This is a genomic window from Leptolyngbya sp. 'hensonii', assembly GCF_001939115.1.
GTDB lineage: Bacteria > Cyanobacteriota > Cyanobacteriia.
On the sequence record NZ_MQTZ01000017.1, the window covers coordinates 121,509 to 136,454 of the forward strand.

At 51.5% G+C, this 14,946-nt stretch carries 17 protein-coding genes; 2 read left to right on the forward strand and 15 right to left on the reverse strand.

Features of this window, described 5'->3' with window-relative positions:
- Positions 1 to 120: 120 nt before the first annotated feature.
- The 6 genes from cpcA (BST81_RS06070) to BST81_RS06095 all read right to left on the reverse strand — a co-directional run bounded on the left by cpcA (BST81_RS06070) (position 121) and on the right by BST81_RS06095 (position 4,771).
- Positions 121 to 609: a phycocyanin subunit alpha gene (cpcA, locus tag BST81_RS06070; RefSeq protein WP_075597643.1), complete on the reverse strand. Its 489-nt coding sequence runs from the start codon at positions 607 to 609 to the stop codon at positions 121 to 123.
- Between the two features lie 107 nt (positions 610 to 716).
- Positions 717 to 1,235, reverse strand: coding sequence for a phycocyanin subunit beta (locus BST81_RS06075; RefSeq protein ID WP_075597644.1), 519 nt, complete (start codon positions 1,233 to 1,235; stop codon positions 717 to 719).
- 411 nt (positions 1,236 to 1,646) lie between these two features.
- Positions 1,647 to 2,420 carry a phycoerythrobilin:ferredoxin oxidoreductase gene (locus BST81_RS06080; RefSeq protein ID WP_075597645.1) on the reverse strand — a complete coding sequence of 258 codons (774 nt, stop codon included), beginning with the start codon at positions 2,418 to 2,420 and terminating at the stop codon, positions 1,647 to 1,649.
- A gap of 8 nt (positions 2,421 to 2,428) precedes the next feature.
- Positions 2,429 to 3,157 carry a 15,16-dihydrobiliverdin:ferredoxin oxidoreductase gene (locus tag BST81_RS06085; protein ID WP_075597646.1) on the reverse strand — a complete coding sequence of 243 codons (729 nt, stop codon included), beginning with the start codon at positions 3,155 to 3,157 and terminating at the stop codon, positions 2,429 to 2,431.
- 214 nt (positions 3,158 to 3,371) lie between these two features.
- Positions 3,372 to 3,959, reverse strand: a complete 588-nt coding sequence (locus tag BST81_RS06090; protein ID WP_075597647.1) for a phycobiliprotein lyase — start codon at positions 3,957 to 3,959, stop codon at positions 3,372 to 3,374.
- An 83-nt stretch (positions 3,960 to 4,042) separates the two neighbouring features.
- Positions 4,043 to 4,771, reverse strand: coding sequence for a phycobilisome rod-core linker polypeptide (locus tag BST81_RS06095; RefSeq protein ID WP_075597648.1), 729 nt, complete (start codon positions 4,769 to 4,771; stop codon positions 4,043 to 4,045).
- Between the two features lie 321 nt (positions 4,772 to 5,092).
- On the opposite strand from BST81_RS06095, the gene BST81_RS06100 reads away from it, so the two are divergent.
- Positions 5,093 to 5,932: a pentapeptide repeat-containing protein gene (locus BST81_RS06100; protein WP_143780243.1), complete on the forward strand. Its 840-nt coding sequence runs from the start codon at positions 5,093 to 5,095 to the stop codon at positions 5,930 to 5,932.
- Between the two features lie 54 nt (positions 5,933 to 5,986).
- Here BST81_RS06100 and BST81_RS06105 read toward each other — a convergent pair whose 3' ends face one another.
- Together BST81_RS06105 and BST81_RS06110 are read right to left on the reverse strand one after the other, a co-directional pair.
- Positions 5,987 to 6,193 (reverse strand): hypothetical protein, encoded by a 207-nt coding sequence (locus tag BST81_RS06105; protein WP_075597649.1) that lies wholly within the window; start codon positions 6,191 to 6,193, stop codon positions 5,987 to 5,989.
- A 217-nt stretch (positions 6,194 to 6,410) separates the two neighbouring features.
- Positions 6,411 to 7,070, reverse strand: a complete 660-nt coding sequence (locus tag BST81_RS06110) for a HEAT repeat domain-containing protein (RefSeq protein WP_075597650.1) — start codon at positions 7,068 to 7,070, stop codon at positions 6,411 to 6,413.
- 177 nt (positions 7,071 to 7,247) lie between these two features.
- Between BST81_RS06110 and BST81_RS06115 the strand changes: the two genes are divergently transcribed.
- Positions 7,248 to 7,829: a phycobilisome protein gene (locus BST81_RS06115; RefSeq protein WP_075597651.1), complete on the forward strand. Its 582-nt coding sequence runs from the start codon at positions 7,248 to 7,250 to the stop codon at positions 7,827 to 7,829.
- A 133-nt stretch (positions 7,830 to 7,962) separates the two neighbouring features.
- Here the strand turns inward: BST81_RS06115 and BST81_RS06120 are convergent, their stop codons facing one another.
- The 7 genes from BST81_RS06120 to BST81_RS06150 form a co-directional block, all read right to left on the reverse strand.
- On the reverse strand, positions 7,963 to 8,229 hold the full coding sequence (locus tag BST81_RS06120) for a phycobilisome linker polypeptide (RefSeq protein WP_075597652.1): 267 nt from the start codon (positions 8,227 to 8,229) through the stop codon (positions 7,963 to 7,965).
- 108 nt (positions 8,230 to 8,337) lie between these two features.
- Positions 8,338 to 9,204, reverse strand: coding sequence for a phycobilisome linker polypeptide (locus BST81_RS06125; protein ID WP_075597653.1), 867 nt, complete (start codon positions 9,202 to 9,204; stop codon positions 8,338 to 8,340).
- A gap of 61 nt (positions 9,205 to 9,265) precedes the next feature.
- Entirely contained in the window at positions 9,266 to 10,084 is an 819-nt protein-coding gene (locus BST81_RS06130) for a phycobilisome linker polypeptide (RefSeq protein WP_075597654.1), read from the reverse strand.
- A 111-nt stretch (positions 10,085 to 10,195) separates the two neighbouring features.
- Positions 10,196 to 10,684: a phycocyanin subunit alpha gene (cpcA, locus tag BST81_RS06135; RefSeq protein WP_075597655.1), complete on the reverse strand. Its 489-nt coding sequence runs from the start codon at positions 10,682 to 10,684 to the stop codon at positions 10,196 to 10,198.
- 147 nt (positions 10,685 to 10,831) lie between these two features.
- Entirely contained in the window at positions 10,832 to 11,350 is a 519-nt protein-coding gene (locus tag BST81_RS06140; protein ID WP_075597656.1) for a phycocyanin subunit beta, read from the reverse strand.
- Between the two features lie 692 nt (positions 11,351 to 12,042).
- Positions 12,043 to 12,774 carry a phycocyanobilin:ferredoxin oxidoreductase gene (locus BST81_RS06145; protein WP_363079472.1) on the reverse strand — a complete coding sequence of 244 codons (732 nt, stop codon included), beginning with the start codon at positions 12,772 to 12,774 and terminating at the stop codon, positions 12,043 to 12,045.
- Positions 12,775 to 13,017: 243 nt separating this feature from the next.
- Positions 13,018 to 14,940 (reverse strand): response regulator, encoded by a 1,923-nt coding sequence (locus BST81_RS06150; RefSeq protein WP_075597658.1) that lies wholly within the window; start codon positions 14,938 to 14,940, stop codon positions 13,018 to 13,020.
- Positions 14,941 to 14,946 lie beyond the last annotated feature (6 nt).

The window sequence follows — 14,946 nt, forward strand, 5'->3', positions numbered from 1 at the left end:
GTTGCACATCGCGTCTCTATCTTCTATTTTTATGTTTATTGTTCCAACCAATACCCGGAAGGGTCAACAATCACTAACCCCAGTCAGCCATTGCAGATCCTTCCGGGTAAAAAACACGGACTAGCTCAGGGCGTTGATGGCATAGTCGATGTAGGAGTTGGCTTCAACCGCAGGGTCGCCGCTCAAACCATGGTTAGCCTTGATATACTTCAGGGCTTCAACGTACCAGCTGGGAGACAGTTCGAAAGTCCGGTTGATTTCAGCCAGACCGCCCAGCAGGTAGTCATCCATGGGGCCGGTTCCACCGACAACCAGGCAGTAGGTGATCATGCGCAGGTAGTAACCGATGTCGCGCACACACTTGTCTTTGCCCACTTGAGAAGAAGCATAGTTGGGGCCAGACATGCTGGTGGTGTAGGGGAACTTCTGGTAAACCGCATTAGCAGCACCGGAAGCCAGGCTGGACGCATTAGCCGTCAGGGACTTGGCAGCTTGCAGGCTAGCAGAAGCTTGGCGGAAACGACCGAAAGCAACTTGGATCTCGGTGGAGCTGAGGAAGCGGCCTTGAGAATCAGCAGCAGCAACTGCTTCAGTCAGAGGGGTTTTCATGGTCAAACTATCTCCAGTAATCTTGTTTTTGAAAGAGAGGGTGCAATAACGTCCCACACCTGCCAACAGGAAGGCGGGATGGTATTCGTCGCCAGACCAAACCAGGACTAAGCAACAGCGGAAGCAGCTTTATCAAAGTAGCTGCCCACTTCAGCCATCAGGCTGGCGCAGTCACCTCTGGTAATCCCGTTGGGATCGTTAGCAATTGCAATTGCAGCATCCTTCATTTTCTTCACACCAGCTGCCACAGAAGCACCAGGGGTACCCAGAGCCAGGTAGGTTTCCCGCAGGCCATTCAGGCAACGATCGTCAAGAACGGAAGCATCACCTGCGAAGATCGCATAGGTGACATAGCGCAGGATAATTTCCATGTCGCGCAGACAAGCTGCCATGCGACGGCTGGTGTAAGCATTGCCACCGGGAGCAATCAGTTGGGGCTGCTCAGCAAACAGAGCCCGAGCTGCATTCGCCACGATCGTGGACGAGTTGCCGGTGATGCGGTTTACAACATCCATGCGCTTACTGCCATCAGCAACAAGTGCGCTCAGAGCATCCAGTTGAGCAGAACTTAGATATTCGCCCCGTGCGTCAGCCTGGGAGACCACCTTTGCAAATGCGTCGAACATAAACTCAATCTCCTAATTTATGGTTTAGACCACAATCGAATTTGGTTAAGCTTGGTGTAAGCTCGCTGAGGTAGCCCGGTGAAGGCACAACTAGCGAACATTAGCCTGTAAAATACTGCATCTACTTTCAACAACTGAAAGCTTGCAAGTTTTTACTTCTTTCTTACTTCTTTATAAAGAAGAGTTAAAGGCTCGATTCATTCAGATGGGCAAAAACCTTCATCTGCGCTCCACAACCTTCAACATCTTTTTTATACTATGTCGTTGGATCAATTGTTTGTTACGAATTATCAAAACCTCGTTACAAGGCTGGCAATCAAAGTTCACAAACGAATCCAGTCGGGCCACCCCTTTTCATAGCTTGAGGCCGCTCGGAGCCTCCCTGATCAGCCCCCAGAAACCCCTGGTGGATCACCGATCGGCCATTAGCCCCTCATGCTCCATCACCTCTGCCAACTTCCGTTCCAGATCGAATAGGAAGCCGTGGATATACTCTTCTGTCCACTCTGGACCATAAAAGCGATTGAACATCCCCCTGGCCGGATCTTTCTCAGCCCGGTAGCGAAGATAACGCAGTTGCGCCTGCTCAATCTCGGCTAAAGCCTGGGCATCTGTGACTGGCTCCACCTGATCAACAAAATCCAGATAGGCCTGCAAATAAGCCTTGAATGCCGCAAAAACATCCGTTTCCACAACTGCAGTTTCCTGGGGCCGGGTCCAGAGAAATGCAGGGGAGAAAAAAGGACGGGCTTCCTCGGGAAAATCTCCCCCCCAGGGCAGAGCTTTCTGGTAAGTCTCAAAGATGGGCCAGATCGGCTGCGTATACTTGGCCTGGTAGGCCGCATCCTCCCGAAAGAGGGGTTGCATGTCCAGGGCAATCAGGTGTCCTCCCGGCAGCGTCACCAGATCGGCCCCAAAAAAGGGCAAGTCATAGTTCAGTTGGGGAAAAATCACAAAGTTCAGCACCTGCAGCGCCTGGCCACCTTGAACATGGGCAGCCCGAATCTGCCGCAGCTTGGGAGCCTGATAGGCATAGCTAGTCGTCAGAACCTCGTCTTGATTTTTGCCTTTCCCGACGATCGCAGACTTGGACTCAAACCCGATCGGAATCGGGTAAGGCTGCAGATCCAGGCGTTCCTGCAAAACTACAATCGCGTGGTCTAAAAAAGGTTGATACAGGGTCATTGATCAATCTACTTCACTGCTGTAGCCAGAGGGATGGCATCTTCAAATAAGAACCCATACAAAAAGCGCTCAGCCCACTCATGGCCAAAGTAGCTGCTGAACAGGCCCGATGCCGGATCCCGATCGGCACTGTACTGGTCATAATCCTTTTGAGCTTTGACAATTCGCTGAATATCCTCTGGATCGCTCAGCGGTGTGGCATCCTCCAGCATCTGCCAGTAGAGATTCAAATAATCTTTGAACGCCTCAAACACTCGCGTCCTCACTGTTGCCGCATCTGTTTTGGCAAACAGCAGATATTTGGAAAAATACTGGTTCGCATCGTAGAACTTCATTTCCAGATCCTGGGATAGATCGGGATAGCGATCGTGCAGAGTTTTGAGCGGGTGAATATACTTTTCTAAATAAGCCTCATCTTGAAACAAAGGCTGAAAGTCCATCACAATCAGGTTTTTGACCTGGCCAAAGGACAGAAAATCAACCCCCAACAAGGGCAAATCATAGTGATAGTTGGGATAAATAACACTGTTGAGAATTTGAGCGCTCGCATCCGCATCAATATAGGTATAGCGAATCTTGCGCAATTCTCGACACTGGTAACACCAGCTCCGAATTGTGGCAGGATTCCGCCCCCGCTCGCTCACCTGACACTCCAGTCCAGCCGGAATGGGGCGAGGTTGCAGAGCAAATTTTTGCCCCAGCGATCGCTCTAAATGCTGAATAAAGGGCTGATACATAAACGATTATACGAAAATGACTGGTTTTACTCGCCTGATCCATGACCATACGGTATGCCCTGATACAGTGTCTCAAAATTAAAAAACAAAGCAACAATCCTTAACATTGCCAGAGGAGGGGCAGCCGCCAGGAGTAAGAAGCCAGAACTTTTTTCAGATCCTGACTGCTGGCGGCTGGCTCCTAGATTTTGATTCCTGGCGGCTGGGCCCTAAATTACGAAGCAGCTCTGGACAGGTTATGCTGCACCATTTGAGCCAGCAGGTCCTCAGAAACGCAGCGGCGTTCAGAACAGTAGGTCATGAGATAAACGCCATTCATCATGCGAATCGTGCTGACCCGCACCCGAAAATCATTCGTGATGAACCAGCAACGTTCCTGTCCCTGGTTATTGTCGTATTCCGTGTCGATCGTCAGAATCCCGTCCTGACCAAACCAGTAGCGGCAGACCACAGGAATTTTTTCAACGTAGCCCTGGTTCCGCAGAAGTTTGCCCGATCGGCCCGTTTCATCATCCGGCACATCCACCAGCACCGCCGCATGCTCCGCATTCGGAGCCCCCGTCTCTTTATTTTCCTGCCACATGAAACTGGCACCGCCCTGTGCTGTTGCCGGGTCAACCCCCTGCTGTTCACAAATCAGGGCCACCCTTGGATCATCCTGAGCCACAACCTGCACGTAAAGATTGGACTCCCCCGACTCATCACCTACTAAATCGAAGTGGTGCACCGTGCGTTGCGTAAACCAGATGCCTTCGCTTTTGCGAAAGAACGCCATCATTGTCATGGGTGGAACCAACAGCATACCTTTCCCTCAAAAAATAGGGGCATGGTCATGCCATACCCCTTATCGATTGTAAATGGGAGAATCCCCCTGAGAAAACAACTTTAACGGAGTGCTTGCCGGAGCTCTGCCCGCTGCGTGGGTGATAAAGACGCGATCACCTCTCTGGCCTTGATCGAGCTACTTCCCCGTAAGAGTTCCAGCAAGGCTTCTGTCGAAAGGCTCAAAAGTTGATTGGATGAAGCCGCCCTCTCCATCTCATCTACCTCAGGATGACGACAGACACCACCAGAGCAATTCAGGCCCAACTGCCTCCAGTACATCGTCGGCACTGCCCAACCCCGTTGCCCAACATGTTCATCATTCAACAGGCGAGACTGCACAAACGCATTGGGAGACTCATAGCAGGCTTTTTCTCGGGGATAGGGTACGGTAAAACATCCGAAGGCTTTGCGATATTCTTCAGAGTCCAGAATGGTGGTGATCAAACTATGCACCCCTTTCTTGGCCAAGACATCGCTGTAAAATCTCATCTCTTCATGGTTGAGAACGGCCCGTCCCATAAAATGCTTGAAGCAAATATCCAGAAACTTAACGTTGGAAGAGGGATAGTAGAAGGCATCCAAATAGATGTCTGAGCAACCAAACTCTTTCAGGAAGCGACGCACACCAATTTTATCTTTGAGAAAATCTTTTTCAAGCTGCGCCATCATCTGGCGCTCAGACTCATAGGGTTGTCGCTCCAGCACCTGGCGATAGATTTGGGTCAGCGCAAACTGACGCTCTTCCTGGGAGGAACGACGATTGACTGTAACGGGGGTAAGGTTGTTCATAAAGACTTCTCCGAGTATTGAAATTGGCCCTATCTGAGATCAACCGGGGGAAGGCTGAAGATAGCCCCAGAACAGAAAAGGCCCACATGGACAGGGGGCATGTAACACCTGAGACAAGCGAAAACAGGGATTTCAAAGTATGGTTCTGAGGGGGTTGGGAGAAACGCCAAAATCCTGCAGCACCAGCCTGTGAACATCCGGGGAGACATCCAGTTAACGTCATGTCCTCCTATCGGTCAGAGTGCCCTGGAGGCTACAGAAATTCAGAGTCCGATGTATTTCTTAACAGAGGTTCCAGGAGTCACTTTCAGAGGCGGTACAATGACCCTGAACCGATATTCATCCTTTCAAACCATGACAGTCCGGGCGATACCGCGTACCCCTCAAGAGGTTTTAGCCCTGCTGCAAGCAGGACTCCCTCTGCCCCCAGCCGACTTCTATCGATTTAACTTCAGCCATGCCGATCTGCCAGGGGCTGATCTGAGGCAGGCCAAATTGATTGGGGCCAACTTCAATGGGGCAAATTTGACTCAGGCCGATCTCAGGGGCACTGACCTCAGGGGCGCTGACTTCAGGGGAACGATGCTCAAGGGAGCTAACTTACAGGGTGCCTGTCTATACCGGGCTGACCTGAGCGGGGCCGACCTGAGGGAAGCTAATTTAGCAGATATCAAGCTGAAAGTAGCCCGATATGATGGCCAGACCCTGTTTCCAGAAGGGTTTCCTTACAAGAGCTGTGGCGCGATCGGGCCAGGAGCCAACCTCAATGGGGCTCCTTTGAACACGGCCAACTTGCGCGAGATTGACCTGCGGGGAGCTAGTTTATTGGGGGCTTATCTCACAGGGGCCGATCTGACCGGGGGCAATTTACAGGGCGCAAGGTTAAGCAGTGCTGACCTTCGAAAAGCTTTTCTCACAGGAGCCTCTCTCCGTCAGGTTCGCCTGAATGGGGCCAATTTGACCGGCACCGACTTGCGGGCTGCAGATTTGACGGATGTGGAATTTGAAACACTGGAAAGCATTGCTGGAGCTGATTTTACTGCGGCTCAGGGTCTGAATGAGGGGTTGCGATCGCGCCTACTCAGCTATCCTGCCCAGGAGTTAGACACCTGGAATTCCTTTACTCGCCGCACCACTCGAACCAGCCTGGAAATTCTATGATTCCCTGGGGGCGCACCTGCCTGCGCCCCAATCGATCCTGAATCAGCAAACAATCTAGGACTTAACCGCCGTCCAGTCCTTCTTGAGCAGGGCCAGGAAGGTGGTAATGCCTTTGGAAAATCCGGGAGGATCGGGCAGAAAATACTGGGGAAACTCTTCATAAGGCCGCCATGGTTCTGCTGCACTATGGCGCAGATGTAAGGCCCGCTCGTTATCTTCCAGTTTCCAGAGCATCTGCCCTGCGGTGGGTATCTCAGCCATCGGCTTTACTCCATATCTTTTGAACAACATCAACCCAGGAAGGGTGCTATCAACCAGGTTGACCTCCCAGAATTTTGACACTTTAACTGTTAAATTCTGTAAATATTGATACGAGTAGACTGGACATTTGTGCCAACTTACCCTATCCGTCAACCGATTAGCCATAGAGTTCCCACTTGGGGGAGAAGTTCCCCAGGGAACACCTGAACCATCGACATCATCGCAACAAATCTTCCATCGCCGCCCCCACAACTCGATGATCCGGATCCTGCCTCAATTGGGCCAGGGCTTCCCGGGCGACTGGATCGTCAAAGTGCTTCAGGGCATAGGCTACACGAATCCGAATGTACTCTCCCTCTGCCTGCTGCAGGGAGAGTAAATGGGCCAGGGCCATCTTCTGCTGACGGGACCCGGCTAAGGCACCCAGCGCATCCACCGCCGCCTCCTGTACCGCTGCATCCTCTGCTGCCAGGGCCTCAACACAGACTTCCAGTAACTCTTCGGGGCAGTCCAGTTCCACCAGAGCCGCCAGAATACTGCGGCGTACCAGCCAGTGATCATCCATGCAAAAGGTCTGCACCAGATGAGAGGCCGAGAGACGGCCAAACAGAGACAGGGAATTTGCAGCTTCCGCCCGGACATTGGGGGTATTGTCAAATTTCATAATTTGCAACAGCGCCGCAAAAGATTCAGAGGTTTGCTGTTTCCCTAACTCCCTAGCAACAAACGATCGCACCAAAAACTCCGGATCCTGAAGGTGCTGGAGGAGGAAGGGAATCGCAACTTCTGGAGAATACTCTCGCAGAGCAGAAATTGCTTTCAAACGGTATTGAAAATCTGGATTTTTGAGATCGGTTTCAATCTGATGCAGATCCATGAACACAAACCTAAGCGATATCCTCCACTGTAATCCGAAGATTGATCCCCGATCGCATGGCCCCCGGTAGGACAATCAAGGTTCCTAGGTCAGGACAACCTGCAGGACTGCAGAATAGCTTCCCGAAACATGGGAAAATGCAGGAGATTAGGACAGTCTAATTCTGGATGTTTCACGATGACGAAACCACCCTTGAGTGAAAAAGTACGGGAGCTGATTCAGAAAGCGCGAATTGTCAGCTTTACCACCTGGCACAACCTCTATCCAGCGTCGCTGCTGGCCCAATTCCAGGCCGCTGATGATGAAGGACGCTATCTCACCGATGCAGAGTTGGAGCAAATTGAGCTTCTGTCTCCGCATCCATCGGGATCGATCGGGGTGGCCCAGCATCTGCGCGATCAGGTGCGGGAGATCGTCGATGAAGCCCGATCTCAGGTGCTGGTCACTTTCCCCACCATTACAGAACCAGGGGGTGGCCTGTATCCCCCCGAACGGGCAGAAGCCTGCTGGCGTGACTTCTGGCATTTCCTGCGCTGCATCACCTACGGCATTGCAGGTAGTCGCACGGATTACACCAGCCAGGAAGGGTTGAATTACATGCAGTTGCTCTATCAAGAATTACAGGTGCCGTTAGATGCCATGGTGGTGGGTCTGGAAGGGATCAAAACTGCCAGCTTGAAGCGGGTAGAAGCAGAGCAGCAAGCCGCACTAGCCCCCTATTTTGATCACCTGATTGAGCAGTTAAAGCAATTTCGTTAAACCGGTCAGAGAAACTTTAGCCATCCCGCCCAATTAAACGCTCCTGAGAATTTCCACAAAAAAGTGTAGAGAAGTCAGACTTCCCTACACTCGTAAACGGTGTTCTCAACTATACCTGTAGCTAATTCCCTGCTTAGCCTTCTCCCTCAGGAGCTGGAGCTGCTGGAACTGCTTGCAGAGGACGAATACCCACGATCGTGCCTCCCAGGCGGGAGATGCGTTGCATCTCCTCATTCATGCGACTGAAAGGAACTTGAATCAAGGTTGTGCTGCTATGGCGCACGGGATAACCATTGTTATCCGTTTGATCATTTTGCCGGAGACCAGTCACTTCATAGACGAAAGTGCGGTTTTCCGAGGATGAACCGGAAGCTCTTACCAATACAGAAGGTCCCAACATAACCGTTCAATCTCCTATCGTGATTTTCAAAAGGGGTCAATCTCTCTACATCTGAAATCCTGGGGCGGAGGCAATATAGCCATCACCCCCATCACTATGGCCCTGGCTCTATTGAGCCAGCGTAACGCTCGCAACCTTTCCACCCAGCTTGTTGATTTGTTGCAGGGTATTCGAGAGCTGCTCGTAAGGAACAATAAATTCCTTATTGCTGCGACGGATTTTCGGATATCCGGGCAGACTAGTGCCTGCGACTTCAATTCGGTACAACCGATCGGTGGATCCGATGGAGGATCGACCAAAAGTTCGATTGGGCGTTGTTCCTTGCTTGGCGGGCAGATAGGCAAATCCCTCGCTGCCCCCTGAAGGGGCAATCACCGCAGAGACTGTATTTTTAGCCAGTTCACCGGCCAGACGGGAACCAGAGCCTAACTGGGACCGATCGCTGTTGGCATAGCCCCGGTAGAGCCGGAACATGCGGGTAAACCCGGCCAGCTTCTGGCTGGTTTGGGTAGAAAATCCCCGGTAGTAGGGCACGATCGTATCTCCGAAGTTAGCCTCGTACTCATCCGAGTCGATATAGGAATCGATATCAGCATCAAAGCCTGCATTCTGATATCGATCCAAGTGCTCAATCACCTCAGCTTCGTCGTAAGGAGCACGTCCCAGCAGGTGTTTGAAGTTCAATTCAATCACCCGGGTTTGAAAATTGGGATACAGAAACTTGGTTTTATACAGATCCGTTTTAGCCAGAGCCCGAACAAAATCCCTGACTGTTAATTGACCATTGGCCAGCAGGGACTCCAGGGCTGTCAGCCGTTCCGATTGCATCAGGTAATCATTCCCCAACACCTGACGGTAAATTGCCTGGACCACAGTCTTAGCATCTTCCGGTGTCCAGTTAGGACGCAACTCCAGAGGATAAGTTTCGCTAAAGGCTGCCGTCCCCAAACGGGATGCCGCAGTTGTAATGGCCACGCATGCTCTCCTTATACATTTTGATCGAGTTGATCTAGCAACAGGGGGTCAACCTCCAGGGTCAGGCCGGAGAAATACTAATCACCCGACTACCCCGCTGATTCAGACGTTGGAGTGTGGGCGTGAGTTGTTCGTAGGTGACGAGATACTCACCCGGACTACGCCGAATTTGGGGAGTCCGATTGCTGCCAACCTGCTGCACCCGCACCCGATAGAGCTGACCTCGATCGCCACCCGCTGTCCCGGCCAGTCCCCGGCCAAAATGGGGCGTTTGCACCGGATTAGCGAGATTCCGAGCCAAATCTTGGGTTAGCCAGGCCGTTTTGTTTTTGCCCTGAGATCGATCGCTATTGGCATAGCCTCGATAGAGTTGAAACATTCGGTTAAAGCCAACTGTTTTTTGCCCTCGTTGTGTTTCAAACCCCCGATAATAGGGAACGATCGCGTCTCCAAAATTTTCTTGATATTCAAATGAATCAATATAGGAATTGATCTCGGCTTCATACCCTGCCTGGGTGTAGAGATCAACATGGTAAGAAATTTCTGACTCATCGTAAGGGGCACGACCGAGCAGATGTTTAAAGTTCAACTCAATAAAGCGAACTTGCGGGGTTGAATAAAAAAACTTACAACGATAAAGCTCAGATTGAGCCAGGGCTCGCACAAAATCTTGAACACTAATATTTCCCTGACGCAGTAGGGATTCCGCATTGGTCAGGCGCTCATTTTGCATCAGGTGCTCGTTGCCAAATACTTGCCGATAGGCAGTATAAATGACGGCTTGAATATCCTCTTCCATCCAGTTTGGCCGTAGTTCAATGGGAGAAGCCCCTGCAAAAGGCTCAAATCCTAGCTGTCTGGCTGCCGTAGAACTGGTCATGACCCAATCTCCCGAATTGCAATGAGTAAAACAATGCCCAGAACCCCAGAAAACCATCCATGCCATAACTAGCATTCACAGTCTTCCGTTGTTCTGGGCACAAGCAAACCCTTAGCTCAGGGCGTTGATCGCATAGTCAATGTAGGAATTAGCTTCTACAGCGGGGTCGCCGCTCAGACCATGATTGGCTTTGATGTGCTTGAGAGCTTCAACATACCAGCTGGGAGCCAGGTCGAAGGTCTTGTTGATTTCAGCCAGACCACCGATCAGGTAGTCATCCAGAGGACCGGTACCGCCTGCAACCAGACAGTAGGTGATGATGCGGATGTAGTAGCCGATGTCCCGTACACACTTGGCTTTACCAGCGGGGGTAGAAGCGAAGTTATTGCCCTGCATTTGGGTGGTGTAGGGGAACTTCTGATACACTGCGTTAGCGGCAGCATCAGCCAGACCTGCGGCCTTAGAGCTCAGAGCTTTCGCTGCATCCAGGCTGGCAGTTGCCTGACGGTAGCGACCAAATGCGACCTGCATCTCAGTGGAGCTGAGAAAGCGTCCTTGAGAATCTGCTGCAGCGACTGCTTCTGTTAAAGGTGTTTTCATGCTGAATTCCTCTTCAATGAGTTTGCAAGTTGACGTTAAAAGATGATTGCCATCTGCTATCTGTCATTTGCCATCTGCTATTTGTCATTGGGCTCGTTAAACACCCGTGACGCATAACCCATGACCCATGACCCATGACTAAATGACTTAACCGACTGCTGCAGCAGCACGATCGAAGTAGCTGCCTAATTCAGCCATCAGGGAGCTACAATCGCCACGGGTAACACCATTGGGGTCATTAGCGATTGCAATGGCAGCTTCTTTCATCTTGGCTACGCCAGCTGCAACGGAAGCACCGGGAACACCCAGAGCCAGGTAGGTCTCACGCAGACCATTCAGGCAACGATCTTCCAGAACGGAAGCATCACCCGTGAAAGCTGCATAGGTCACGTAGCGCAGGACGATTTCCATGTCCCGCAGACAGGCAGCCATGCGACGGTTGGTATAGGCATTACCACCGGGAGCAATCAGCTGGGGCTGCTCAGCAAACAGAGCCCGAGCTGCATTCGCCACGATCGTGGAGGAGTTACCGGTGATGCGGTTGACCACATCCATCCGCTTGGGACCTTCGGCAACCAGTTTCTTCAGCGCGTCGATTTGAGCATCACTGATGTAATCGCCCCGGGTATCTGCCTGAGACACAACTCTTGTAAACGCATCTAACATGCAAACATCTCCTAATCATTTTGTTGATGTTAAGTGAGATTGGCTGAAAACCAGCTCTTAATGCAGATATAAGCCGCTGCCAGCACTCCACAGCCAAACGACACCCTGCAAGGTCACCTTGCAAGACGCAGAGAAGAATAAGGAGAGCTCAGCCTTTGTACTGTCGTTCAACTCAGAACACCAGCAGTACGACTCAGCAAGTGCTGTAAATATCAACAAGAAAAACTTCCCAAAGACTCACAGACTGAGGTAAAGGAAATACCGTACAATGAACTTTGAGGAACCTGAACCCCGACCCCTGAGGGTCAAAGGGTTCAGCGGCTTTCAAACCAGTACCCTTGATTAAAGCAATCTGCTTGTGCAATTTTTGTGCAATTTCGGGAGTGTTCTGCGAGAATTGATTAAAAAATATTAAGAGCTTTTTAGACTGTTGCCTAAGGCAGCAATTGCAAATTTAAATCACCGAAAATTATGCCGGGAAATCGTTCTATATAGCGAACAATTATCCCGGCATTTGTTTGTTTAAAATTTCTTACAAGCCTTTCCTAACTCTAAAGACAGGCATCCCAGTAAAATTTTGGCAGGCCGTTCTAGAGATATTTGATATATAGCTTTGCTCAGAAAGCTCAGGACAATTCCAACGGGTCAATGGCCGAGCCTAGGGACTGCTTTTGAGGGCGTGCCCCTATTTTTTAGGCGACATAGTCAAACAGCATGGTGTTCATATAACGATCGGTCCATTCCTCTCCAAAGGATTTCTCCAGGACACGCCGAGTTTTATCGTTTTGCTGCTGCTTCGTACAGTAGTATCGCTGCCCGGCCAACACCGTGGCCACATCGCGGCTAGAGGTCAAAGGTGTCGTTTGGCTGGCAATCTGACAGTGAATGGTCAGGAAGGACCGCACCCGATCGAGAAACTCCTCCTCTTCTGGAGTTCCAACAGGCCGAACAAACAAACAAAATTCGGAAAAGATATCCCCCCATTCCGGTAATGCCCGGGGTTGGGAAAACTGCGGCGAGGGTAGAGCCGACAGAGCCGCCCGATAGGCACTGGGCAAAATTCGATCGGCACTGACGGGGGAAAGATCCGCGATCGCAGCACTAATGGCACCCCCACGGCCTCCTACCAGATCAGCCCCAAAAATCGGCAGGGCATATTCAGGATTCGGAAACATCACACAGTGCAAAATATCCAGATGATTACCAACCTGGGCCAGTTCCAGATGCAACTTACGAAACTGAGGCGCTTGATAGCAACGGTTTTCGATCACCAGGCGTTCCCCTTCCAGGCAGCCCTCAATGTAGCCCAGATCTTCCGGAACCCGGTAAGGAGACACCGTCAGTTGGCTCAGCCAGATTTCTTCAATACAATCTGCCAACTTGCGAATCAGAGCATGCTGCTGGTTTCGTAATGATGTTTGCACAGGCTTCAACATATCGATCTATATGAGGATAGGATTTATATCAATTTGCAGAATCTTGGCTACAACGCTCTCGGCCTAAGGCTACCAGGCAGAAACTTAACGATATAACCTGAATCAAAGCAATGGGTATTTACCTACACTGGCCTATAGCCCGTGCAAAATGTGTGCAAAGATCTGCCAGCATGGCCTGCGTCTCTCATCAGGCCTCTGAGCCGCACCAGGTCGCCATCCCAGACCAGAGTCCTAACTGGCCCAGGCTTTTACCCGCTGGAGACGATTCAGAATCCGATTCGCCAGATCAATCCCCATCACCGGTTTGCACAGGTAATCATCCGCACCCACCGTGAATGCCTGATTTTGACTCTTTACATCCGTTAACACGCTCAGAAATAAAACAGGCAGCCGTTGCCAGCGCGGATCGCTGCGCAGAATCTGACAGAGTTCAAAGCCATTAATCTGCGGCATATTGACATCCAGGACGATCGCATCCGGTGTCACAGCCTGCAGCACCGTCCAGAACTCCTGTGGGTCTGCCAGGGTTGTCACTTTAAAGCCCCAGGGTTTGAGCAGGGTGGGTAAGGTGCGCAACCAGGCCCGATCGTCATCCACAATCATCACTGTACTGGGCAGATGAGATCCTGATAACATCTGCACTACTGCAGCAATCACCTGTTCTGGAATCGCAGAGGGTTCTAAAAACAGTTTGCCCCCCCGACGGAGAATCTCCAGACGACCCTGCAGGTCACCCTGGTCCGTCACCACCAGAATCGGCAACGTCGGATAGCGCCGTGCAAATTCCGACAAGAGGAGCAGGGAGTCCAGGGAAGGGAGCCTGGGCTCAGACCCTGACTCCGCTTGGGAAGCTCCTGAGGGCAAGCGGAAGAGCAGCGCATCCGGAGGAGTCTCTGAGGTCAACCAACCTTCTGCCACATCCAGGGTTGGTGAAATCGCAGTGCGAATCCCCCGACTTTCCGCCACCTTCACCAGCGATTGGGTAAACCCGGCCTCTCCACCCAGAATCAGCAGCAGGGGTGCATGTCCCGTGGGCAGTTGAGAGGGCTCCACCAAGGTCACACTCTGAATCTCGTCCTGCAGGGCCGTTACCAGAACGTCCAGGAGCGGCGCATGCTTTGGAAGCAAGGGCTGGCGACCTGCCAGCCAGTGCTCCACCTGACGAGCCAAGTGCATGGCCTTCATTTGCCCAAAAATGCCCAGCGTTCCAGCCAACTTATGGGCCATTTGTTGCCCCTGAGCCTGCTGTTGAGCATCCAGACGATCGGACTGTAACGCCTCAACAATGGCCGAGAGCAGAGCCAATTGTTCCAGACTCTTGGGTTTCGTGGTCATCCAGGTTTCGTTGAGAAAAGCCAGGTATTGCTGTTGAGCATCGGCTGATCGGGGATTCAGTCGCCCTGATCCAGCATCGTGCAGCGGTTCTGGTACTCCAGCAGGCACATCCTGAACCACCGACAGGGCTGTTCCAGCCTCTAGGGCAGGTGCTTTCAGGTAGTATCCCCGACCATGCATCGTGGCAATGAAATCCTGGGGAGCCCCAGCCATCAGCAATTTTTGACGGACCCGTCGGATATGGGAGCGAACCGTCGCCTCGGAGGGAAATTCTTCCGAAGACCAGAGACGGTCCAGAATTTCCTCCGTACTGAAGACATGGTGACTGTCCTGCAGCAGCAATTCCAGCAGCTCATATTCTTTAGTTGTCAGACTTAAGAGTTGTCCGTTATAGGTCACCTCACAGGTGCTGGGATTGAGCAGCAACTCCCCCCAGGTTAATAACGGAAAGGGATTAGAACTTCCCCGCCGCAGCAAAGCCCGAATTCGGGCAACCAGTTCAGCCTGGTCAAATGGCTTCACCACATAGTCATCGGCTCCAGCATCCAATCCCTGCACTTTAGCCGTGCTACTTTCCTCAGCTGTTAGCAACAAAATTGGCGTCGCATAGCCTTCAGAACGAAATCGCTGACATAAACTAATGCCATCCAGTTTGGGCAGCATAATATCCAGCACAATCAGGTCATACTCAAACGTGGAACCATAGGTCCAGCCCATCTCCCCATCCTGAACCACATCCAGCACATAATGATGGGAAGCCAGACTCCGGGTCAGGACTGCAATACAGGACTCATCATCTTCCACTAGCAAGATTTTCATACAGAC